Here is a 22,864-nt window from a genome sequence, read left to right on the forward strand (position 1 = left end):
CTTAAGGAACCGCCTGCGCGCGCTTTACGCCCAATAATTCCGGACAACGCTTGCCACCTACGTATTACCGCGGCTGCTGGCACGTAGTTAGCCGTGGCTTTCTGGTCAGGTACCGTCAAGGTACCGGCAGTTACTCCGATACTTGTTCTTCCCTGACAACAGAACTTTACGACCCGAAGGCCTTCATCGTTCACGCGGCGTTGCTCCGTCAGACTTTCGTCCATTGCGGAAGATTCCCTACTGCTGCCTCCCGTAGGAGTCTGGGCCGTGTCTCAGTCCCAGTGTGGCCGATCACCCTCTCAGGTCGGCTACGCATCGTTGCCTTGGTGAGCCGTTACCTCACCAACTAGCTAATGCGCCGCGGGCCCATCTGTAAGTGACAGCCGAAACCGTCTTTCAGCTTTCCCTCATGTGAGAGAAAGGATTATCCGGTATTAGCTCCGGTTTCCCGAAGTTATCCCAGTCTTACAGGCAGGTTGCCCACGTGTTACTCACCCGTCCGCCGCTGATCTTCAAAAGCAAGCTAATGAAGATCCGCTCGACTTGCATGTATTAGGCACGCCGCCAGCGTTCGTCCTGAGCCAGGATCAAACTCTCCAAGAAAGAGTTATGAGTTAGCTCATAAAGTTAAAACGTTGGCTCATGTTCTTCTATAATAGAAGCCATGAAAATTTATTGTTTGTTGACGCTTGTTTGTTTAGTTTTCAAAGAGCAAGTTATTCAGCTTGTCGCCCAGAAGCGACTTTATTAATATAACACGCTGATTTGTTATTGTCAACATCATTTTTGTTTTTCTTTTTCGTAAAAACTGATGTTTGTTTTTTAATTCAACGTTGTTTTCCTGAAGCGAGATTAAATATACCATGGATAAAATATGTTTGCAATATAATTTTAAAAGAATTTTTCACAATGAGAGAATTCTTTTTGGTTTTCCGAGTTTCTTCTTATTATTACTTTTATTAATAATTTCTCACTTGTGCTCATATAATTCTTTGGACAAACTAATTTACTGAGGTGACCGTATTTGCTGCAATCAATCGCACTTTATCTCTCACTAATCATGGCGATACTATTATTCAGCATTGCCTACATTGAAGCCATTAAAATCGCAAACACTGAAGGAAAGGTTCACGGAGGAACTCTTATTTTCAGCTCTGTCTGTGCATTATTGTTTTCAAGGTTCACTTACCTATTCATTTAATAAATCCCCTCTTTAAAGGGGATTTTTTGTTTGTACCTTACAGATTGATTTGCACCTATATTCTTACAGTTTTTCTATAGTAGTCTGATGCAGCAACTTTAAATCTCTCCATATATGAGCTACTTCGATATATTCCTTGCCCGCAATTTTCACAACTTCTTCCCCAGCTTTTTGTGACTGAAGGCTTTCATAAAATCTTCGACTTTCATTATCAGCTAACACCCAAACGAGCAAGGATTCATAACCCTGCTTCAGCAAATCATCCAAACCTGCTAAAAGCAGCCTCAGGCCCAGTTTTCCTCTTTGGTACTCTTTAAGGATATAAATCGCGTACAATTCTCCATCGGCTTTAAAGTTCCCTGATCTTTCTTTTCCGAAAGATGCAAAGCCAACTATTTCTCCCTCTGGATTAACAGCGACGAAAACCGGCGATGTATCAGCACTTTCTGACAAGCTTTTTTCCCATAAAGGTTTCCTGTCCTCTACCTTTAAAGAATTCAAGTAATCCCGGCTTATCATTCCCTGGTAAGTTTCTTGCCAACTTCTAACGTGAACCTTGGCAATACCGCTCGCGTCATTTTTCGTAGCTTTTCTAATTTGCACGTTCATCCCCTACCCCGAGATTGATTTGATTTCGGCTTGATTTTTCAGCTTCATCTTTCTTTCATCTACTAAAAACAATGTTATCCCAGCAATAACAACTATTCCTCCAATCACCTGTGTCAAAATTACTTTTTCACCGAGCAGGTAGAAGGCAAGTACGGTTGCGCCCACTGGTTCAAATAGTATCGCCATAGAAATGACCGAGGCGCTAATCCATTTTATAGACCAATTAAACAATGTATGCCCAAGCAAAGTTGGGATCAAAGCAAGAAGGATGAAGTAAACCCAATCGCTTGCTGGATATGGATAGAACGAATCACCCACTGCAATTACATAGAAGAACAAAGTAATTGAACTGATGCTATAGACGATAAAAGTATAGGTTATTAAAGACATTCTCTTCCTGACGGTTTGGCCAAATAAAAGGTATACGGTTACCAGGGCGCATGCAACAATCGCCAGAAAGTCTCCATATAGTGCGCTTCCACTGATTTTAAAGTCACCCCAGCTGATGATGACACTGCCGCCGATCGCAATTATCCCACTTAAAATTGCTTTAGCTGATACTCGTTCTTTAAAAAATAGGTAGGCCCCAACAAATGCAAATAGCGGTTGAAGGGTGACCAGCACAGTTGAACTTGCTACTGAGGTATAGTTTAGTGATTCAAACCAGAGGATAAAATGAAAAGCCAGAAAAATTCCGGCTATCCCAGTGAATACCCAATCCCGTTTCGTAATAAGACGAAGTTCAGAAACATACTTTATTAGAAACACCGGCAGCATTAATAGTACAGAAAAGAATAATCGGTAAAAAGCTATGACTCCGGACGGTGCAGATGAAACTTTAACAAGTATCGCAGAAGTCGAGACTGCCACAACACCTATTGCTACCGCCACATAAGGATTTACTTTTGGTGATTCCATTTCCATTCTCCTTTAGTAACACAATGTGAATAATATGTATTTTACAATGAAATCGAACTTTTATCTTGAATTAAATTTTATTTTTATTGGAAAAGTTTAGTCCGTCATTTTTAGGGAAATTAAATACATCTTATCAGGGGCAGGAGAAACGACATGGTATTTTCAATTGATATGGAAATTTTACTTAAGTTAGGGATTTCCGCTTTCTTGGGCCTGGTCATCGGGCTTGAAAGGGAGATTAAAAGAAAACCAGTTGGTCTTAAAACGAGCCTTGTTATATCAATCGTCAGCTGTCTTTTGACCATTGTCTCAAGTGAATCAGCTTATATGTTCCCAGGGGATGAAGACGTGAATATCACGATGGACCCTCTCCGTCTGGCAGCCCAGATCGTATCGGGTATCGGCTTCCTTGGTGCCGGGGTTATTTTACGAAGAGGAAATGACACAATTTCGGGCCTTACCACGGCAGCGATGATTTGGGGTGCTGCTGGTATTGGAATAACAGTTGGGGCCGGATTTTACTGGGAAGCCATTGCAGGTGTTGCGCTGCTTATCGTAAGCGTGGAATTCATACCATTCCTAATGACTTTCATAGGTCCAAGACAATTAAGGGAGAAAGAGATCCGCCTTCAGTTCAATGTCAATGGCCGGGAAAGCATAGCTGAAATTATCACGAAGATTAAGACAGAAAAAATTGCACTTAAAAACGTCCGGATTAAGGACCTTGCAGAAGGAAATCAGCTGGTGCAATTGATTGTAACAGTGGACTTCCGCAGAAAGACTACAGATGTTTATGAGACGGTGTCTGAAATCGAGGGCATTAACAGGGTTGAGATTGAAGGATTATGAGAAAAGCCGCTGAGTTGCGGCTTTTTTAGTTTACTTATAAAATTTTGTCTTGCATGTCCAGCAAGATGGTTATATAATCTTTCTTGTACCTTATCTATTAGATACGGGGGATTAGCTCAGCTGGGAGAGCGCAACGCTGGCAGCGTTGAGGTCAGGGGTTCGAGCCCCCTATTCTCCACTTACTAAAGAAGCTGCAAAACCAATTGGTTTTGCAGCTTTTTTCGTTATGAATTACGTTTTTGATAATAAACTAACGTTTCATATGCCCTTAATTTACCGTGTTCTACTTCTTTATAATTCTGTACAATCAATTCTGCTTGAGCAATTTCGGTTAATAATGCTGCTTCTTCAATTACAATTTTTTCATTACTAAAGTTACATAACACAACAACCTTTTCATTCTCACTTCTCCGCTCATATGCAAAAATCTTTGGATGATCCTCCAATAATAGGTTGAAGTCACCGGTTGTGATGACATCTAATTTCTTTCTAAGAGCAATTAAATGTTTATAGTAATAAAAAATAGACTCTTTATCTGCTAAAGTGGCTTCTACATTAATTTCTTTATAGCGTGGATTTACTTCGATCCATGGAGTTCCTTTCGTGAACCCGCTATGAATTTGTTCGTTCCACTGCATAGGAGTCCTGGCGTTGTCCCTGCCTTTTACATAAATCGAGTTCATGATATCTTCTGTTGGAACTCCAAGAGAACGTTTTTCTCTGAACATATTTAATGTCTCGACGTCTTGATATTGTTCGATCGATTCAAACTTCACATTTGTCATGCCGATCTCTTCACCCTGATAAATATAAGGTGTCCCCTGCATCATGTGAAGGCAAGTCGCAAGCATTTTGGCAGATTCCACTCGGTACTCTTGGTCATCACCAAACCGGGAAACAATCCTTGGCTGGTCATGGTTATTCCAATACAAGCTATTCCAACCTGTGCCATGCAATTCACTTTGCCATTTAGTCAGATTCTCCTTTAAATCAACCAGATTCAAAGGTTTGAGATCCCATTTTTCAGTAGGACCACTATCTAAGCCCATGTGTTCAAAGGTGAAAATCATGTTAATTTCCTTATTTTCAGGATTTGTGTACATCACCGCATCTGCTGTACTCGCTCCCGGCATCTCACCAACAGTCAAAATATCGTAGTGGGATAGAACTTTTTCATTCATCTCTCTCAAGTATTCATGAATCTTTGGTCCGTTTACGAAGTATGGACCTCCATCCCCATATATAACACCTTCTTTAACCTCCCCATCCGGAAGACCAGGGACCTTAGAAATAAAGTTAATGACGTCCATACGAAAACCGTCTATGCCTTTATCAAGCCAAAATTTCATCATGGTGTAAATTTCATTTCTTAGAGCTGGATTTTCCCAATTCAAATCAGGCTGTTTTTTTGAAAAAAGATGCAGATAATATTCATTTGTATTTTCGTCATAATCCCAGGCCGGCCCACTAAAAATCGACCCCCAATTGTTCGGCTCTTTTCCGTTCTTTCCTGGCTTCCAAACATAATAGTCTCGATACGGATTATCCAGGCCTTTCTTCGATTCTACAAACCAGGAGTGTTCGTCAGAAGTATGATTCACTACTAAATCCATGATGATTTTCAATCCTCGCTGATGAGCAGCATCAAGAAGATGATCCAAATCCTCCATCGTCCCAAATTCCTTCATTATTTGGTAGTAATCCCTTATGTCATAACCATTGTCGTCATTTGGAGAGTCATAGATTGGACTTAGCCAGATCACATCAACGCCAAGCTCCTTTAAGTAATCCAACTTTTGAATAATCCCTTGCAGATCCCCAATACCATCCCCATTGGAATCATAAAAACTTCTAGGATAGATTTGATACACAATACTTTTTTTCCACCATTCTTGGTCATTCTTTACCTTTTCCACTACAGTATCTCGATTTTCCATTTCTCTGGCTCCCTTACTTCAGATAAATTCTCAACCCTAACGTCTCCCGAGTAGCCATAAACCTTCATTCCTTTTACTTGGCTTTTCCATTGCTTATCTCCGCTTATATTTACATTAACTCTCAGATAACCGTCATTCATTTCAGTTTGGAAATTTGTGATGGAATAATGACCATCTTTATAGCCATGGGAACTTCCATCATCTTCATACAAACTGAACTTCCCTTTATCACCAGCATAAACTTCAATATCAATGATTTGATTTTCAGTTGTATTTTGAACCTCTGACCCCATAGGAAGAATGGTTCCTTCTTTTATAAAGATTGGGAGCTTATCTAATGCGGCCTCTATTAAGACATACTTTCCACCTTGATAGGATTCTTTAGTCCAGTAATCATACCAAACTCCCTCAGGAAGATAGATGGACCGATGGGTGGTACCCGGCCGTAAAATAGGCGCGATCATGACATTGCTCCCCAATAGGAACTGATCGCTGATATTAAATGTATTTTCATCCTCTGGATATTCCATCACAAGAGGACGAACGATTGGAACTCCCGTTTGAGATGACTCATGGAAAAGGGAATATAGATAAGGGAGCCACTTATATCTCAGCTTGATGTATTTTTTTACTATTTCAGTTGTGTCTTCACCAAAAACCCATGGCTCCTGTCGGATACTGTCCTGTACACTATGATTTCTGAAATAAGGCATGAAAGCCCCGACCTGTGTCCATCTGATCAACAATTCAGGTGTACAGTCAGAAGAGAAACCGCCAACATCCGCTCCAGTAAAAGCAACCCCTGATATGCCAAGATTCATGATCATTGGCAGTGACATTTCAAGATGCTCCCAGTGGCTTCGGTTATCTCCCGTCCAGACGGTGGCATATCTTTGGATACCCGCATAACCAGCACGGGTCAAAACGAAAGGACGTTTATCGGGGAGTAGCTCTGAAAGTCCTTCGGCAGTTGCTTTGCTCATATAGAGTCCGTAGGTGTTGTGCATCTCCAAATGCGGTTTCAGTTCTCCATCCACATCATGCATCACATCGAGATCCATGGTCTTGCTTTCATTGAAGACAGACGGTTCATTCATATCATTCCAAATTCCTTCAATGCCGAGATCGGTATAGAATTTGTGCAAATTTCCCCACCAATTCCTTACCTCAGAATTCATAAAGTCAGGAAATGCACTCGTTCCAGGCCAGACATCCCCATAATAAATCTGTCCATCAAGATACTTACAAAACAAGCCCTTGTTTACCCCTTCTGCGTACACAGGATACTGAACATCCTTTTTAACTCCTGGATCTACAATTGGCACAACCTTAATCCCGGTATTTAATAAGGTAGAGATCAGATTATCAGGTTTCGGAAAATGATCCTTATCAATGGTAAATACTCGATAATCCCTCATATAATGGATGTCGAAAAATATACAATCCAATGGGATACCTTCATTTTTGAAACGATTAGCGACCTCCAGGACCTCTTCTTCTGATCGATAGCTATAGCGAGACTGATGATATCCAATCGCCCATTTGGGTGGCAGACTCATCTTTCCTGTCAGTTCGGTGTACAGGGTGGTGATTTCCTTTAAATCTCCACCAGCAAAAAGGTAGAAGTCGAGTTGGCCACCATTGGCACTCATCCTGAATTTATTTGAGTAAGTCTGGGTATCAAATTCGGTTTTAAATGTATTATCAAAGAAAAGTCCATAAGATCTCTGCTTGTTATGTACAGCAAAATATGGGATGGATTGATACAGCTCGACAGTGTCCTTATTGTGCGGTGCATAAACGTCCGTATTCCACATCGACAGTTTCGAACCTCTCTTATTGAGGAATCCAGTCTTTTCCCCAAATCCGTAAAAGACATCATCAGTCTCCATCAGTGCATCAAAAAAGACTTCTCCACTGTTTTTATAAAAAGCTGACGGACTCCCCGATCGGAAGATTGTTCCTTGGTCATTCGATATCTTTATTGTGAAAGGTTCTTTGGTCACCTCAACTTTTACCGAATCACAGGTAATCATTAATAGGTCATTCGTTTCCTGAAACATTGCCTCATGAGGAACTTGCTTAAGTGAAATAGCAATGCTCGATGCCGACTCTACTTTTCCAAATGGATTTATTATAATTCTAGGAATCTTTTTTTCAGCAAAATAAATCAAAAACTCACCATGCTCATTAGTGCCTGTTAGCATATGATCTTTCCACGCGAAAGATTTGACTGACCCGACATGTAATTTAGGCTCGCCTTCGATCTTTTCCTGGGTTGGAAGGATAGCAAAACTAGTTGTATCTAACACATTCATACCTCCATGAACTCAAGCTTTTTTCTTTCCGTTTATAAAAACAGCTTTTCCTTCAGAGTTAGCTTCTTCAGGTAGATAAACTTCAAATTCTTCTGTTGGTCCACTTACTGAAATCTTCCATCTATCCGATTCTTCTATGACGTCAACAACCCATTGATTATTCAGGTGGTCATTGATTCTTTCGGATAATCCATCCTTTAAATAAATCCTTAATAAAGGTCTGACATAACTGGTAATGTCATTGGAAACCCAAGAACCTATCTGAAGCGTTTGATCTACATTTGTTAAAATTACGGCCCCTTCTTTTACGTAAACAGGAATATGGTCAAGTGGTGAATCAATCAATTCATAGGCAGGACCAATAATTCTTTTTCCATTCCAGAAATCAAACCAAGTTCCTTCAGGGAAATAAACTTTTCTTGAAGTTGCACCTTCTTCTGTTACAGGAGCAACCAATAAAGAAGACCCAAAGTAATATTGGTCGAATACTCCTTCACCACGTTGATCTTCGGGGTTCTCCATAAATAAGGAGCGCATTAATGGAATACCTGTTCCACTAGTTTTTCTTGCTTCGTTCCAAATGTAAGGGAGCAAGTTCATTCGGACATTGGCATAAAATCTATATCCCTCAATAGCAATTTTTTGATTGGTTCTCTCCGCAATATTCCATGGAGTGCGATCCTGATTAAACTCACCTTTGCTTTCAGCGTGATACTGCATGATTGGACAAAAGGCCGCCATAGCCGCAGATCTGACATACAATTCGGCCGTTGGAATATCACCATTGAATCCCGCTAAGTCCCAGCCCCAAAATGGAATTCCTGACATTCCAGAAGTGATACCTGCAGCCAAAGACCGCTTAAAGGCGTCAAAAGTCGATCTTTCATCCCCTGCCCAATGTGCCGGGAAGTTTTGAGCTCCCATATATCCGGCACGGCTAAAGGTCATTGCATCTCCGCTTTTAAAGTCATTAGCAAATTGGTAGTACGCCTCTATATAATCATTTGGGTACAAGTTGCGCATTTCGTCGCCGGTTTTCCCATCAGCAAACAGTAATTCGTCTCCGAACACGAACTCCCCACCATCTGTTTTGAATCCATCCACTCCAATTTCAAGCAAATACTTCCGTTTGCTAAACCACCATTCTTTGGCTCCTTGATTTGAAAAGTCCATCAATAGACTTTCCTTAAACCAGCCTTCAGGCATCCTGTATGGAGATTCGTCTTTCTTTTTGACAACATATCCATTTTCCAGCATATATTTTTCATCCGCATCTTTTTGTGGATGCGTTTGCCTGTTCAAGTATTTTTTAATCGGAATCTGCCACAGAAGAACTTTCAACCCGTTATCATGCAGGTATTCAAACAATCCCTTCGGATCCGGCCATCGTCCCCATTCAGGAAACTCCATTTCGTTGTAGGAATGACTTTCTCCATTACCTTTCACATCATATTGGGCATCATTGAACATGTAGTAAGTGGCTTCATCACTCCACTGTTCCAAGACTAGAACAGTCGCTGGTATCTGATATTTGTTTGTTTTCTCAACTTCTGAACGGGTCAGACTGTCCCTGTCCCAGTTATTGCTCGACATCCAGGGTCCAAACGCCCAAACAGGTGGCAATACTGGTTTGCCAGTTTTCGAAGTAAAGGATTTAATCACTTTTTTAGGTGTTCCTAAGAATGCGGTAATAGAGGTGCTTTGTTCTTTTTCTGACATCCTTATCTTTATAGACATGGCATCCTTCAATGAGTGAGCGATGTCAAAATGAGTGTACCTGTTGGTATTAACCACCAAGCCATATCCCAGTGAACTGATATAAAAAGGAACAGGCATATAAGTCCTTGTACCTTGGTCTCGATACTGATTATAAACATAGCAATCAATGATATTCCCGCGCTGCTCAACAGCGTTATATCTCTCACCGAATCCATAAAAGCTTTCGTTCAACGGTGTATGAAAATTAAGCTTTAAATTCCTTATATACCCATTCTTATCAGTCGTACATTCAATAAAGGAAAGGAAATCATGTGACTCTATCAGTGTTTTGTTGGCATCTCTTATGCAGATAAAAAAAGGATCTAACTTCAGATCAACAGTAAATTCTTGGTTTATGGATTTTAGGGTAAGAGCTTCACATTCTTCCTGGAGGAATTCCTGGTTGATATTAGAATCAATATTTATATAAAACTGGTCTTCATTAAAGCCCAAATTGACCTGTGAAGAAAAACCATCCTCATCTTTCGCTAACAAGACTACTTCACTCTCAGCCTTTTCAAATAGGCGGAATTCATTTAGTACCCGGCGTTTTAGAGGTGTGATTGGAAACCGCTCTGATTGCACCTTAAGGCTCTCGCCTTTATAAGCAGAGAAATGATAACTGAATTCCTCCTGCTTGGTCAGCGGCTCTATAGTTCCAGTCCATATGTACACTTTTTTATCATCAACATATTTCCTGGATAACTCATTTGTCTTTACGATATCACCGCTAGCTGACTCTAGAGTTAATAAAACCGTATCTACTTCGCCTTCAGGCCATACCTGGCATGCTACTGTTATTGGGTCTTCGGTTGTCGGATCATGTGGACTGCGTTCTGTAAGCTGCGGTTCGTAAATGTTATGATTGCCATATGGTGTATGTAAAATTTTGTACTCTTCTATTGGATCAACTTTATAGTGTTCTATCATTTCAAAAATCACTTTACCTAGCTCTGATTCCTCGGTCGACTCTTTTCCAAGCAGGCTTTGTGCCAAGTTTAAATATGTATTCGCTTTTTCATAGTTGCCCTTTTCCAAAAAATATAATGATAATAGCGCGGTTGCTGAAGAAGATTCTTTCTTGCTTTCAATCGTTTTTAGTGCCCCTGTATTATTAACTAACTGTCTTTCGATTTGACTAACTGCTTCGACCACAATTAAGTCCTCCGGAGAAAACAATCCATATGGCATAACTGCAGTAAGCATATCCAATGAGATTTGCCGTTCATTCACTGCATTAAGCAACATCCCCCCAGAAAGTAGAGAGTCAAAGACAAAATCTCTGATTTCTGTGATTGTTTTTTGGATTTCATATTGCTGGAGATTATTTTTGGATTGAGTTAATGCCGCATATACCATTGCAATGTTCGAAACATGAATATCTTTTTTGCCGTCTCCCCAAATACGTTCAAAAGGTTTTCTCCAATTTTCCTGGAGAAACGTTAAGTAAGGTTGAACATTAACTCCTTTCAGGCTCTCACTATTCGTCTCTTTTAAATGGTTCTGCACATTCCATAGCCAGGTAGCAATAAGGTATATACTGTCCTTATCAAGTTGAGGTTTGTAATTAAGAAGAATTCTTTCCGAGGATGGATAATCGTTATTTAACTGGTATACATGAGCTTTAAGCAGCTTGCTGTACATTGCTTTTGAATCCATATGTCTCTCCCCTTATGTTAGAAGAGAAGGATATGAGGATGCCTCGATACCCTTCTCCAGAATTGATTACTTCAGCTTCTCTAATTCTCCCTGCATAACTTTCAATGCTTCTTCAGGGCTCTTTTTACCATTCACCACATTTTCTAGTTCCTTTGTGATCAGGTCACTCATTTTACTCCAATCTTCAATTACTGGAGGTAAAACAAGCGTATCCATAGCTTCAAAAATAACTTCCCTGCTTTCTGGAGGAGTTTGTTCCAGGTAAGGCTTTAAGATCTCTTCATTTGTAATTGCTGGGAGTTCCCATGAACTTGCAATTCGAATTTCTGCCGCTTCGTTACTAGCGCTCATAAAGCGTGCAAATTTATAAGCTGCGTTTTGAGCATCAGAGTCCTTTGAAACTGCTAATCCATTTGCGAAGAAGTGGTGAGCCTTTTGAGTATTGCCTGCTTCAAGTGCAATATCCCATTTGAATGGTGCATCTTTAAAAGCGGATAGCATCCATATTCCAGTATGCAGAATACCGATTTGACCGTTCTTAAACAAATCTTCTGGTGACTGGCCAGAAAGATCACCTACAGAAGGAGTCACTTTATATTTGTTCACCTTATCAACCATGTATTGAAGTGCTTCTGCATTTTCAGGGCTATCGATTGTTACTTCTGATTTATCTTTATTGAATACAGATCCACCATTCTGAGCGATAACCTTATAGAATTCATGGAACTGAATCGGTGCATAAGTACCCCAGATCTTTTCATCCTTGTTGGTGAGTTTTTGAGCTGCTGCTAATTCATCTTCCCATGTCCATTCCGCAGTTGGATAATCCACTTTTGCTTTATCAAACAAGTCTTTATTGTAGAAAGTAACAACGTTTGAGAAGCTTTCCACCATTCCATATTGCTTTCCTTCATATTGATAAGCTTTATATGCTTCTTGATTTAATTTAGATGGATCAAAGTCCTTATCTTCTTCAATATATTTAGACAGATCCGCTAAAGCTCCCTTTGAAGCATAGCTAACGAAGTTTTCATAGTTAAGCTCGAATACATCCGGTGCTTTGCCGCCAGCAATCATGGTTTGCAGTTTTGTAAAATAATCATCATAAGCAGCAATCTCATAATCTACTTTTACATTTGGATTTTGCTTTTCAAAAGCACTGATCATGTCCTGTAGGTCTTTTTCATGGTCAGTACCTGGTGAAAAGGTAAAGTAATTGATGGTTACCTTTTCATCTTTGCTGTCTCCAGAACTCTTTTCCGAATCAGAACATCCTGCCAATACAGTAAAAGTAAGCATAAATAGTAGAACGATAGCCGAAACAAGCTTTTTCTGAGTCATCTTAATTCCCCCTTTTTATTCTTTCATTCCACTCATTGTCATTCCTTGAATAAAGTACTTCTGTGCAAATAGGTAGACTGCAAGTATTGGCAAAACACTAATGACTACGCCTGCCATCATCATGTTCCAATTCGTTTCCCACCTCCCTTGCAGAAGAGATAATCCTAGCGGCAAGGTAGCAAAGCTTTTATCATTAATTACAATAAGTGGCCATAGGTAATTGTTCCAAGATTGCATGAATGAAAAGATGCCTAACGTCGCGAGTGTTGGTTTAGATAACGGCATGATTACACGCCAGAATATTGAAAAATGGTTGGCACCATCCATGAATGCAGCCTCTTCGAGTTCTTTCGGAATCGACAAGAATGCCTGCCTTAACAAAAAGGTTCCAAAAACACTAAACAATCCAGGGACGATCAATGCCTGATATGTATCAAGCCATCCAAAGTTTTTCATTAAAATAAACTGGGGTATCATGGTGACCTGTGCTGGAACCATCATTGTTGCCAGGTATAATAGGAAAAGTTTGTCCCTGCCCCAAAATTGCATCCTGGCAAACGCATAAGCTGCCATAGAACATAAAAGCAGTTGGCCCAAAGTTGTCAGAACCGCAACTAACAAGGAATTCCCCAAAAAGTGAAGCATCGGGAATGCCTCAGTCACATCCTTATAATTTTGGAAGGTTGCATGATCAGGGATAAACTGGGGTGGAAAGACCATTGTTGCTCCTTGATTCTTTAATGAAGTAGAAATCATCCATAGAAAAGGAAGCAGCATTGCGATTGCACCTAAAATCAAAACGATATACAGTAAACCTTTTTTAAATATCCTGAGACTTGTAAGTTCATAATCTTTTTGAATGACAGTTGATTGTTTTGTAACCGTATTCATTTCCATGTTCAATCCGCCCACCTTTTCTGCATTTTCATCTGGATCAAAGTAATCACAAATATGACTATGAATAAAATCCATGACATTGCGGAAGCGTAGCCCATTTCGAAATACCGGAAAGCGTGATTGTATATGTTTTGAACTAGAACATTTGTAGCTCCGCCAGGGCCTCCTTCAGTCATAATCATGACCTGGTCAAAAACTTGGAATGAGTTAATCAAAGAAATGATGGTTACAAAAAAGGTCGTAGGTGTCAAAAGCGGGAGGGTGATATTCCAGAATTTCTTCCAGGAATTTGCCCCATCGATATCTGCGGCTTCGTAGTAGGAGGTTGAAATATTTTGTAGGCCGCCCAAGAAGAGTACCATAACAAATCCAATGTCTTTCCAGACACTTGTGATGATGATCGCTGGCATTGCTAGACTTTCATCTTGGAGCCAATTCAGCCCCTCAATACCAACAAATGATAAGAAGTAATTTATTAATCCATAACTCGGGTTAAACAGCCATTTCCAGACAAGAGATACGGCAACCCAGGATGTCACTACTGGTAAAAAATACGCTGCTCTGAAGAACGCTCTTAATTTTACTTTTCGATTAAGCAGCAAAGCACAAGCTAATCCGAAAATCATCACTAAAGGTAAATATCCAATGATAAAAGTGATTGTGTGGGCAAATGCTGCCCAAAATTCTTTGTCAGCCATCAGCTGTTTGTAATTATCAATACCGACGAATTCCATAGTGGATATTAGGTCCCAGTTCGTAAAGCTAATGGCTAATGAAGATAAAAGCGGGAAAACGATAAAAGTCAAGAATCCTATTAAATTGGGCAAAAGGAACACAGCTATCCAAAAGGCTGTCTTTTTTTTAGTCATTCCAACCATGTTCTCACCTCACTTTAATATAGATTTAGTTTCTTCATAGATTGGCGCTTGGAACAAATGAGTGATTGCAAGCAAAGCTGCTCCTTTTAACCATGAATCATCTCCCAGTTCTGTTGGCCTGATTTCTGTTTGAATATTTGCTGCAGAGAAAAAGTTCACCCTTGCAATATCTACAGCGGCATCCAGGAATAAGTGCTTGTATTTCATCCCTTCTCCAATAAGCAAAATTGTATGGGGATTAAGTGCGTTAATTGCATTTAGTATTCCGTATCCCAAATTTTCACCAAATGATTTCATCAATTCGATTGCAAGAACGTCCCCTTGTTCTGCTGCAGTGGATACTTCTTCGAATGAAAAATCTTCAATGATTGTTTCAGGATAGCTTTCTTTTATTTCACTGCCATGGTTAAATAGAAAGAATTCAGATGCATACATTTCAAGGCAACCTTTTTGTCCGCAGTGACATGGATACCCGCCAATTTTCATTACCGTATGGCCAAACTCACCAGCTCCCCCAGATTCTCCGTAATAAATTTTCTTATCGACCACGAGGGACATACCTAATCCGGCACCAACAGAGATACACAGGAAGTTTGACAGCTCTTTTCCTTCTCCGTACCATAATTCAGCCATTGTGTAAGCGTTAACATTTTTATCAATAAATACAGGAATGTTATTAAGCCGCTCGCTTAATAATTGACATAAAGGAACATTTTCCCAACCAAGCATGGATGATCTAACAATCGTCCCTTCCTGGCGGTTAATTAATCCAGAAGCAGCGATTCCAATACCCAAAAGTTGCTCCATTGGCTTATCAGCACTTTGTAAAAGCTCCTTAATTTCATCAGCAATCATCGATACAACATCCTGGATATTATCAAATCTGTTAAACTTCTTTTCTACTAATTTCAAAATATCAGCATTTAAATTGGTTAAAGCAAATAGAACCCTTTTCTCCTCAATCTTCACACCAACCGTATAGCCGTAATCTGCATTAAACTCCAGCAGTACAGGCCTTCTGCCCCCAGTTGAAGTTGCAACACCGACTTCCCTTACCAGTTTAACGGCCATTAGTTCATCCACAATGTAAGTGATTGTAGATAAACTCATCTTGGTGATTTTAGAAACATCAGACCTGCTGATCCTGCCCGACTTCCTGATTAAGTTAATTACTATGGAACGGTTAATTTCTTTGATTAGATCCTTACTTCCTTTTCTAAGTCCATTCATTTACTCCAACTCCATAATTTACTAACTAAAGCGTAACTTACTTTCTTCAATGAAGCAAGTAAGTTTTTTCAATATTTTTCGACAATTTTATAACTTTTTGTATAAGCTTTACCGGTCCCTTATTTTAAGTGTTATTGAACTTAAAAGATTAAAAAAATAGTGCATCAATCCCCTAATTGGATCAACACACCATTTAATAGAAAATAGAAATCATTTTATTTTAATAATTAATTATATTTCAACTATATTTTACTTTTTCACACATCAATATAAAAAGATTTTGTATAATTATGGATAAATAAGCCCCATAGATTAAAGGAGGATTAGAGTGAATTTACTAAATTTAAAAAGTTATTTTGATGAAAAATCCACAAAACTAGAAGTGTTAAATTATAAACAAGACGATGCAATAATAGTAGCACTCCAGTTATTTGAGATGAAATTAAGTAAGTTGAAAAATATTAATTATTTTCATCCTATATGGCAAAGGGAAAGAATTTATGACTTACAGGAATCCTTAGCTCTTATTCTTGAGTGGATTTATAGATATGGGAATCCTAATTGTACACAAACTACTTCTGGTCAGAAAAACTTTTCTATGCTTGAAGAGGCGTTTGACCTTGCATTTGAATATCTAAGCTTGGAAGCATCCATTAAGTCCACCACACAAGGCTTAATGAAGGAAGGCTCATATGAATCCGATAAAAACACCATTCATATTGAATTCTCAGCTCCTGATATTGCTTATTTTGAAGCAGTAAATGAAATTATACTAACCAATTATAATCATCAAAAGTTTAATAAGATGCCAGGTTTTGATGTAGGAAAAATTTCCTCACTTGGAATATATGCTGGTACAACTGTAAAGAGTCGAATGATAAAAAAATTGGATATTGAATTTGAACTTCCCGATGATTACAAAATTGGACCTTATTCGGTCAAACAAATTAAAGAAATTTGGGCAGTAGTAATGACTAAAGCTTTTATGCAAATTATGGAGAATATCAAAGGTAAAAAATATACTCCAAAACTAATGCAACTACTTGAAATGGATAAATTTCACTACAAGTATTCATCAACTGATGTTGTTAATGGATTATTAAAAGATTTAACCTATATTGGAAACTACCAAAAGATGAATATAAAAGGGAAGCCAATATATTCAAATTTTCTCACAGAACCTATTGTTGAGGTAAATGGGAAGAAACTCATTTCTCCTTCCGTAGTATTAAATTATCAAGTTTCTAGAAATATACTTTCAACATTAAATCGTATTTATGGTGATGATTCGCATAAGCAAAAAGGAGAACAATTTACTAACGAACTAAACAAGAACATTGAAGAATATACACATTTACTTTCTGCTCAAGAAGTTCCTATAAAAAAGCCCTCCAAGACTGATGTCGACTTTGCGCTTTTCGACAAAAGATCGGAAACCTTACTTATCTTTGAAATTAAATGGTTTAATGAACCGGTAACTCCTATTGAAATAAAAAGTAAGGACGATGAACTAGAAAAGGCGACTACAAAACAATTACCTAACTGTTATAAGGGTATATTAGACAATCCATCAGACTTTATTTATAAAGCGTTTGGGATAAAGTTGACCGACCCTGGAAACCTCAATCTTCATGGTTATGTCTTAACACGATGCACAGTTGGGAGTGGCAATATTAACCGAAACAATTTTGAAATAATTAACCATAACATGCTTATACACGCTTTAAAAGATTGCAAAGGTGATCTTTTATGCGTTAAGGAACGCTTAAATGAAAGGGCATATTATCCTAAAAAAGATATTGACTTTAATTTCAGTTCAACTAAAAATAAACTAGATAAGTACACTCTCTTAAGAGATGGCTATGCTCTTTTATAATTTTACTGAACTTTCGCTAGATGAGTTATCGAAATGACGGTTTTAGTGTTTCAAAAGTGAATATGAAATTGATGGAGTAGGATATAAAAAACACTTAAAAATCTATCCAATTTGACAATAAAAAAGTTAGTTAAGTGACTTCACTTAACTAACTTTTTTGACCACATGCTTTCTTAAAACTAACCAGTGCACAATACAGTGCACAGACTTATTTTATTTAATTGAACTAGATTCACTTAGATTGCTCACTACAGTCCACAAACCCTTATAAATCAAGACTTAATTGATTTTAATTTAACTTATTTAACTCAGTTTAACTAATGGGTTTCCTCTGGCAGCGTTGAGGTCAGGGGTTCGAGCCCCCTATTCTCCATCATAAAAAGCCCTTGCAAATGCAAGGGCTTTTTTTCGTTTTTAGAAGCATCCTCAAAAGTAACCTAACATGGACTCTTAACAAGTCATGCTACTAAGGTATCCTTCTCTCTTGTGAGAGCAAACAGGGCATTTTCCCTCTTTTTTATGAAGTGTTTTGAATGTTTTCTCACAATCAGTACAGGTTTTAATATAAACACTTAAAGTCACTTCCATGACTTTAGATACCTTTTCATTGACTGTTACTGCCTGCTCAGGACAGCTATCAACACATAACATACATCCTGAACAGGACTGCGGAGCAATTTTAAATCCTTCTTCATTTAATACAAAGCATTGTTTCGGACATAGCCTCTCGCAGGTTCGGCACAGTGTACATTTTTCACTATTAATTTCCACTTGGTTAAACTGAAAGTCTGGATAATAAGGAGCAAGCTCTAGGTTTTTTTGGTTAAAACGCCAGCTGGCAGGAGTAACATCCTTTGCAAGCTTCTTGCTTTCTTTCCCCCACATCGTAAATAGGTCCCGGCGAGACACCGCCTCTTCCTTCTGCTTAATGCTTTTTACATGGAGAACTTCTAATGTGTTTTTTTCCATTTCAAATAGTAGATTATTGGCAGATTCAACTCTTTTTATCCACACTTCATTCAGGGGCTCTTGCGGTAGGATTGAATGAATCCCATTCGATGCATGGATTAATAACTCCTTTATTAAAGGTATTGAACCATTATACGCAAGTAGTTTTCCAGCTTGAACATGCCTTTTTGGAAAGACTCCTTCAATTGCCTGGACCGGACAGGCAGCTATACAATTGCCGCACTCCTTGCAGAGGTCAGGTTGAATGGATGGGATTCTATCCGTGATAACAATCGCACTCGGTTCTGGACATGCCTTAGCGCAATTTGTGCAAGTAGCTTTCTTGCTCTTATCACGCACACATTCATCAGAAATTTTATACTGAAAATCGAGACTTTCCAGCCAAGTTCCAACGACTCCCATACCATTCACCTCTGTCTTTCTTCTTCATTATTTTGTAAATTTAGGATCCTAATACATAGAATACATATCTGCTCATACCTTCTGCGACTACGAATACAAGCAACGCAGCCATCACAAAGGCATAATTGACTTTTTGCTTCCCGCTTAGTGACATATACCCTAGCACTCCAAGAGCAAAGATCTCTATAAACCATCGAGCTCCAATCATTCCAGAATAAGGTGCAAGTTTATCTGCAGCAGTCATACCTGAAATCAATTGCACTTCTGGGCTGTAAGCCGAGAACATAGCTGTGCCAATCAACTGAATTCCTATTCCAAAGATACCGGAAATAAAAGCCCACTGAATCACTTGCTTGACTTGATCACCAGTTAGTTTTGGTAGTAGTAGTGCTGCTCCTAAAACTGGCCCTAAGGCAAATACAGTACCATAAAAAACTAGATACGTATTCGGGTGATCCCAGCCGTTAACCCTGGTAACTGCATATGCACTGCCCATTGCATAAATTGCAACTAACCCAACAATCCCTGTAATTAGCATCAACATTGGATTAATTTTTTTATAAACGATAACCATCCCAGCAATGATACATAGAAGAGCAATGAAAGCACCCGTCAAAATGATCTCATTACTCATCCATGAACGTCCGACGCCCTTGATGGTATGGATAGCATTCATCGGGCTGCCAAGGTGAAAAAATGAACCAGCAAGCCCAATAAGAGAGATGGAGGCAAGGCCCACCACTGGAATTTTCATTAAACTAATTAGATTCTTGCCACTATTCTCGAGTTTCTTAGAGACTAACCAAAGGAAGAGGATCCCTCCGGTAGCCGCTGGAATAGCAACTGTAAATATTAATAACGGCCACTCATGCATGTTAATCCCTCCTTTTATTTGCTTCCTCCAAGAACCAAGTTTGGTTTTGTAATGGATGACTTAGGTAATCCTTTGATATCTGCATTCGCTCCATATTTCTTACGTAATTCATCAATTGGGCCGAATTCGATCGCGCGCATGATACATGATGATACACAGACAGGGTCTTCACCTTTTTCTCGCAAATCGATACAAGTATCACATTTGCTCATCCTACCAAGTTCTTCGTTGAATTGAGGAGCGCCATATGGACAGTTCCACTCGCAATATCTGCATCCTGCACAATGATCCTGATCAATAAGGACCACTCCATCTTTATCTTGCTTGTATAATGCGCCTGTTGGGCAGCCTTGAACACACGCCGGATTGTCGCAGTGATTACATGAGATAGACAGATGCCACATTGAAGGCTTTGGGTAGGATCCTTCCTCGAAATCATAAACCCTTCTGAAGTTCCTGCCGACTTCTAGGTCATTTTTGTCTTTGCATGCGACTGTACAAGTTTTACAGCCTACACATTCAGCAACATTTATATAAAATCCCATTTGCACCATGAATTACACCTTCTTTCTACTAGAATTTGATAATTCTTTGCGGCCATTTGACATCTTCTTCAATTGGCTTTCCTTCCCATTTCTCCATGTTACAACGGGCAAGGTTAAAACCGGATGAACCAAGTCCCTTAGGAATGTGAGGCACGAATAAATTGTCCGCACCAGCACGATCAATGCCAGTCTCTTCATCAATATCAATCCATGCTCCATGTGGAAGCCCGATGGTTCCTGGCATAATCCCTTCTGTGATTTTTGCCGGACGGAGTGACTTGCCAAATTCATTTGACATTAGTACGGTTTCGCCATCTTTAACGCCTATTTCTTTCGCATCGTGGCTGCTGATATACACAGGATTTGACCACGCTTCACGAAGCTGTGGAACGTTATCAAAGGTACTGTGTGAACGTCTGAGATAGTGTGGATTGATAATTTGGTATGGATATTTTCCTTTCTTCTTGGATTCCCAATTTTCAAAGGTAGATTCATAACCATGCACTTTTGGTTCATACACCGGGATTGGCTTGATTTCGGAGTATGCTTTTTTGGAAAGTTCATTAATTGCCTTACAGTAAATTTCGAATTTACCGCTCTCACTCGATACTGGATTAGCTTTGGGATCATCGATAAAATCTTTGTAGGCAATGAATCCAAAATTGTCTCCTAACTTACGAGGCACCTGATAAATTCCTTGCTCAATAAATTGCTTCAAAGGGATGCGACCTTGTTGCGGTTTTCCTTCTACTCCCATTTCCTTGATATCAGCTGCGGTAATGGTACAAAGTGGCTCATAGTCTACTCCGTTTTCTTTGACAACCATACTGCCAGCCAATTGGTTGAAGTATTGTTGTTTTTCAGAAATTGGGAATACTTCTTTAGGGTTTATACCGAGTTTCTCCAAAATACCCTCGGCAATTTGTTGGTCGGTCTTTGATTCATATAACGGATCAATGATTTTTGACCATGTAATAAGAATCTCCCTGTTACCACCAGTTACTGCGCCTTCAGTTTCCCATTGAGTAGCAACAGGAAGGACGACATCTGCATATTTTGCATTGGTTGTGAGTACATACGCATTCGCAGCAACGAATTCCACCTTCCGATGGGCTTCAATTCCTTTGGCAATATTACTTCTCGTTTGAAGTGTATTGTTGTAATTATGGTAAATAAATTGAATATTAGCTTTACGCTCTCCCTCATAGCGCTGAAGGAATTTACCTTTCAGTACCGCATCCCAGATTTCGTTCTCATTGATATTGTTATCTACCTTATTGTCGAGCTTAGCCGTTCCTTTACCTCCGGAAGTTAAGAGCATAGGACCCATGTTGCCTGCATACTCCCAACAACTGACACCAGTCATATTTCCTGGGCTTCCCATATGGCCAGTCATCATCCCAAGTGCTGAAAATGCCTGTACCCATCCTTCGCCATTTGAAATACGTGCCGGTGACCATCCTGTTAACAAAGCTACGCGCTCTGTTCCTCCAATTTGACGAGCTAATTTACGGATATCGGATGGTTTTATCCCACAAAGCTCAGAAGCCCATTCAGGTGTTTTCGGCTGTCCGTCATAAGTTCCAAGTATATAGTCTTTCAAATTCTCTTTTGGATCAGCACCTTTAGGCATATGGTCAGCGTCAAAGCCAATTGTATATTTATCAAGGAAGTCCCACTTTACCAAAGGATTGGTTGGGGAATCTTCATCAAGAAGCGTATACATGATTCCAAAAGCAAGTGCATCGTCCGTACCAGGTCGGATAGGCACCCAATCCGCTTCAAAAACCCTAGCCGATTCTGAATACATCGGGTCGATGGAGATGAATCGCGCACCAACTTTTTTCGCTTGAAGGTAGTTGTAGGTTACACTTCCCATCGTACTCCATGCAGGATTCGCACCCCATAGGACAATCAACTGGGAGTTTCTCAAATCCAGGCGATCATTAATACCGTTTACAATTAGACCTTCTCCTACACCCATCTGTTCCCAAATCCATCTCCATGCTCCCCAGGAAGAACTTCCATAGCAAGCTGTATATCCTCCGGCCGCTTTCATCACGTTTGTGATATTGGCATCTCCTCCAGTGACTAAGACAGATTCATTTCCATATTTCCCTGTAATCCTTTTAATTTCGGAAGCTACAATGCCAAATGCTTCATCCCAGGAGATACGAACCCACTGATCACGGCCACGCAGATCTTTGTTACCCCCTCCAGGCTCCCAATTCTTCCGTTTCATTGGGTATTTCAGTCGGTCTGCACTAAATACTTGCTTCCGCTGGGAACGTCCCCTTAGGCAGCCGCGCTGTTGTGGGAAATCTGGGCTGTCTTCGTGTGTATCATCCGTCTTTTGACGAATGACTACCCCGTCCTTAATAAGGACTTTGTTTAAGCAGCGGCTACCACAGTTATGCCAGCATGCTGCAGTTTTCCATACCTCTCCTTCCGCCTTGTCTGCGGCATTTTTCTCTGCTTTGGCAACTAGGCCTCGCGTTACCGGGATAGCTGCTGTTGCTGCTGTAGCAGATGTCCACCCAATAAAAGATCTTCTGGACATCTTTAAGTCTTTTATTTTTTCTACTAAATCCAACATGGTGTAC

16 protein-coding genes, 1 tRNA gene and 1 rRNA gene (1 of these 18 running past the window's edge) are annotated in these 22,864 nt (G+C 39.6%); 4 read left to right on the forward strand and 14 right to left on the reverse strand.

Going from position 1 to position 22,864, the window contains the following annotated elements:
* Window positions 1-603: ribosomal RNA gene (locus CD004_RS17950) — 16S ribosomal RNA — on the reverse strand (it extends 872 nt beyond the left edge of the window).
* Window positions 604-1,024: 421 nt separating this feature from the next.
* Here CD004_RS17950 and CD004_RS23890 point away from each other — a divergent pair.
* The gene (locus CD004_RS23890; protein ID WP_158651587.1) at window positions 1,025-1,201 is read left to right on the forward strand and encodes a hypothetical protein; all 177 of its coding nucleotides are present in this window, start codon (window positions 1,025-1,027) and stop codon (window positions 1,199-1,201) included.
* 63 nt (window positions 1,202-1,264) lie between these two features.
* On the opposite strand, the gene CD004_RS17955 is transcribed toward CD004_RS23890, so the two are convergent.
* The gene (locus CD004_RS17955) at window positions 1,265-1,804 is read right to left on the reverse strand and encodes a GNAT family N-acetyltransferase (protein ID WP_158651588.1); all 540 of its coding nucleotides are present in this window, start codon (window positions 1,802-1,804) and stop codon (window positions 1,265-1,267) included.
* A 9-nt stretch (window positions 1,805-1,813) separates the two neighbouring features.
* Window positions 1,814-2,728 (reverse strand): DMT family transporter, encoded by a 915-nt coding sequence (locus CD004_RS17960; RefSeq protein ID WP_102263994.1) that lies wholly within the window; start codon window positions 2,726-2,728, stop codon window positions 1,814-1,816.
* Window positions 2,729-2,881: 153 nt separating this feature from the next.
* Here CD004_RS17960 and CD004_RS17965 point away from each other — a divergent pair, with 153 nt between their 5' ends.
* Together CD004_RS17965 and CD004_RS17970 are read left to right on the forward strand one after the other, a co-directional pair.
* Window positions 2,882-3,577: an MgtC/SapB family protein gene (locus tag CD004_RS17965; RefSeq protein ID WP_102263995.1), complete on the forward strand. Its 696-nt coding sequence runs from the start codon at window positions 2,882-2,884 to the stop codon at window positions 3,575-3,577.
* A gap of 105 nt (window positions 3,578-3,682) precedes the next feature.
* Window positions 3,683-3,755, forward strand: a tRNA-Ala gene (locus CD004_RS17970).
* A gap of 46 nt (window positions 3,756-3,801) precedes the next feature.
* Here CD004_RS17970 and CD004_RS17975 read toward each other — a convergent pair.
* The 7 genes from CD004_RS17975 to CD004_RS18005 all read right to left on the reverse strand — a co-directional run bounded on the left by CD004_RS17975 (window position 3,802) and on the right by CD004_RS18005 (window position 15,595).
* Window positions 3,802-5,514 carry a glycoside hydrolase family 13 protein gene (locus CD004_RS17975; RefSeq protein ID WP_102263996.1) on the reverse strand — a complete coding sequence of 571 codons (1,713 nt, stop codon included), beginning with the start codon at window positions 5,512-5,514 and terminating at the stop codon, window positions 3,802-3,804.
* Complete coding sequence (locus CD004_RS17980; protein WP_233434884.1) at window positions 5,493-7,826, reverse strand: glycoside hydrolase family 31 protein; 2,334 nt, start codon at window positions 7,824-7,826, stop codon at window positions 5,493-5,495. Before CD004_RS17980 ends, CD004_RS17975 begins: the two co-directional genes overlap by 22 nt.
* 18 nt (window positions 7,827-7,844) lie before the next feature.
* Window positions 7,845-11,249 carry a glycoside hydrolase family 31 protein gene (locus CD004_RS17985; protein WP_102263998.1) on the reverse strand — a complete coding sequence of 1,135 codons (3,405 nt, stop codon included), beginning with the start codon at window positions 11,247-11,249 and terminating at the stop codon, window positions 7,845-7,847.
* 66 nt (window positions 11,250-11,315) lie between these two features.
* Window positions 11,316-12,590 (reverse strand): ABC transporter substrate-binding protein, encoded by a 1,275-nt coding sequence (locus CD004_RS17990; protein WP_233434885.1) that lies wholly within the window; start codon window positions 12,588-12,590, stop codon window positions 11,316-11,318.
* Between the two features lie 15 nt (window positions 12,591-12,605).
* On the reverse strand, window positions 12,606-13,367 hold the full coding sequence (locus CD004_RS17995; protein WP_407657680.1) for a carbohydrate ABC transporter permease: 762 nt from the start codon (window positions 13,365-13,367) through the stop codon (window positions 12,606-12,608).
* A gap of 122 nt (window positions 13,368-13,489) precedes the next feature.
* Window positions 13,490-14,365 (reverse strand): carbohydrate ABC transporter permease, encoded by an 876-nt coding sequence (locus CD004_RS18000; protein ID WP_102263999.1) that lies wholly within the window; start codon window positions 14,363-14,365, stop codon window positions 13,490-13,492.
* Window positions 14,366-14,374: 9 nt separating this feature from the next.
* A complete protein-coding gene (locus CD004_RS18005) occupies window positions 14,375-15,595 on the reverse strand; it encodes an ROK family protein (protein ID WP_102264000.1) in 1,221 nt (406 codons plus the stop codon).
* A gap of 328 nt (window positions 15,596-15,923) precedes the next feature.
* Between CD004_RS18005 and CD004_RS18010 the strand changes: the two genes are divergently transcribed.
* Window positions 15,924-17,471: a hypothetical protein gene (locus tag CD004_RS18010; RefSeq protein WP_102264001.1), complete on the forward strand. Its 1,548-nt coding sequence runs from the start codon at window positions 15,924-15,926 to the stop codon at window positions 17,469-17,471.
* Between the two features lie 450 nt (window positions 17,472-17,921).
* On the opposite strand, the gene CD004_RS18015 is transcribed toward CD004_RS18010, so the two are convergent.
* Genes CD004_RS18015 through CD004_RS18030 form a run of 4 tightly spaced genes read right to left on the reverse strand, consistent with a single transcriptional unit; the run spans window position 17,922 to window position 22,857 of the window.
* Window positions 17,922-18,842 (reverse strand): 4Fe-4S binding protein, encoded by a 921-nt coding sequence (locus CD004_RS18015; RefSeq protein WP_102264002.1) that lies wholly within the window; start codon window positions 18,840-18,842, stop codon window positions 17,922-17,924.
* A gap of 40 nt (window positions 18,843-18,882) precedes the next feature.
* Window positions 18,883-19,716, reverse strand: a complete 834-nt coding sequence (locus CD004_RS18020; RefSeq protein WP_102264003.1) for a dimethyl sulfoxide reductase anchor subunit family protein — start codon at window positions 19,714-19,716, stop codon at window positions 18,883-18,885.
* Window positions 19,717-19,730: 14 nt separating this feature from the next.
* Window positions 19,731-20,270 (reverse strand): DMSO/selenate family reductase complex B subunit, encoded by a 540-nt coding sequence (locus tag CD004_RS18025; protein ID WP_102264004.1) that lies wholly within the window; start codon window positions 20,268-20,270, stop codon window positions 19,731-19,733.
* 19 nt (window positions 20,271-20,289) lie between these two features.
* On the reverse strand, window positions 20,290-22,857 hold the full coding sequence (locus CD004_RS18030; protein WP_102264005.1) for a molybdopterin-dependent oxidoreductase: 2,568 nt from the start codon (window positions 22,855-22,857) through the stop codon (window positions 20,290-20,292).
* Between the last annotated feature and the right edge of the window lie 7 nt (window positions 22,858-22,864).

The organism is Mesobacillus jeotgali, assembly GCF_002874535.1.
Taxonomy (GTDB): Bacteria; Bacillota; Bacilli; order Bacillales; family Cytobacillaceae; genus Mesobacillus; species Mesobacillus jeotgali.

Excerpts from the sequence above, each read along its gene's own strand:
- CD004_RS17960 (WP_102263994.1), bottom strand. The coding sequence starts at position 2,728 with ATGGAATCACCAAAAGTAAATCCTTATGTGGCGGTAGCAATAGGTGTT.
- CD004_RS17965 (WP_102263995.1), top strand. The coding sequence starts at position 2,882 with ATGGTATTTTCAATTGATATGGAAATTTTACTTAAGTTAGGGATTTCC.
- CD004_RS17975 (WP_102263996.1), bottom strand. The coding sequence starts at position 5,514 with ATGGAAAATCGAGATACTGTAGTGGAAAAGGTAAAGAATGACCAAGAA.
- CD004_RS17985 (WP_102263998.1), bottom strand. The coding sequence starts at position 11,249 with ATGGATTCAAAAGCAATGTACAGCAAGCTGCTTAAAGCTCATGTATAC.
- CD004_RS17990 (WP_233434885.1), bottom strand. The coding sequence starts at position 12,590 with ATGACTCAGAAAAAGCTTGTTTCGGCTATCGTTCTACTATTTATGCTT.
- CD004_RS17995 (WP_407657680.1), bottom strand. The coding sequence starts at position 13,367 with ATGCTGCTTCCTTTTCTATGGATGATTTCTACTTCATTAAAGAATCAA.
- CD004_RS18000 (WP_102263999.1), bottom strand. The coding sequence starts at position 14,365 with ATGGTTGGAATGACTAAAAAAAAGACAGCCTTTTGGATAGCTGTGTTC.
- CD004_RS18005 (WP_102264000.1), bottom strand. The coding sequence starts at position 15,595 with ATGAATGGACTTAGAAAAGGAAGTAAGGATCTAATCAAAGAAATTAAC.
- CD004_RS18015 (WP_102264002.1), bottom strand. The coding sequence starts at position 18,842 with ATGGGAGTCGTTGGAACTTGGCTGGAAAGTCTCGATTTTCAGTATAAA.
- CD004_RS18020 (WP_102264003.1), bottom strand. The coding sequence starts at position 19,716 with ATGCATGAGTGGCCGTTATTAATATTTACAGTTGCTATTCCAGCGGCT.
- CD004_RS18025 (WP_102264004.1), bottom strand. The coding sequence starts at position 20,270 with ATGGTGCAAATGGGATTTTATATAAATGTTGCTGAATGTGTAGGCTGT.
- CD004_RS18030 (WP_102264005.1), bottom strand. The coding sequence starts at position 22,857 with ATGTTGGATTTAGTAGAAAAAATAAAAGACTTAAAGATGTCCAGAAGA.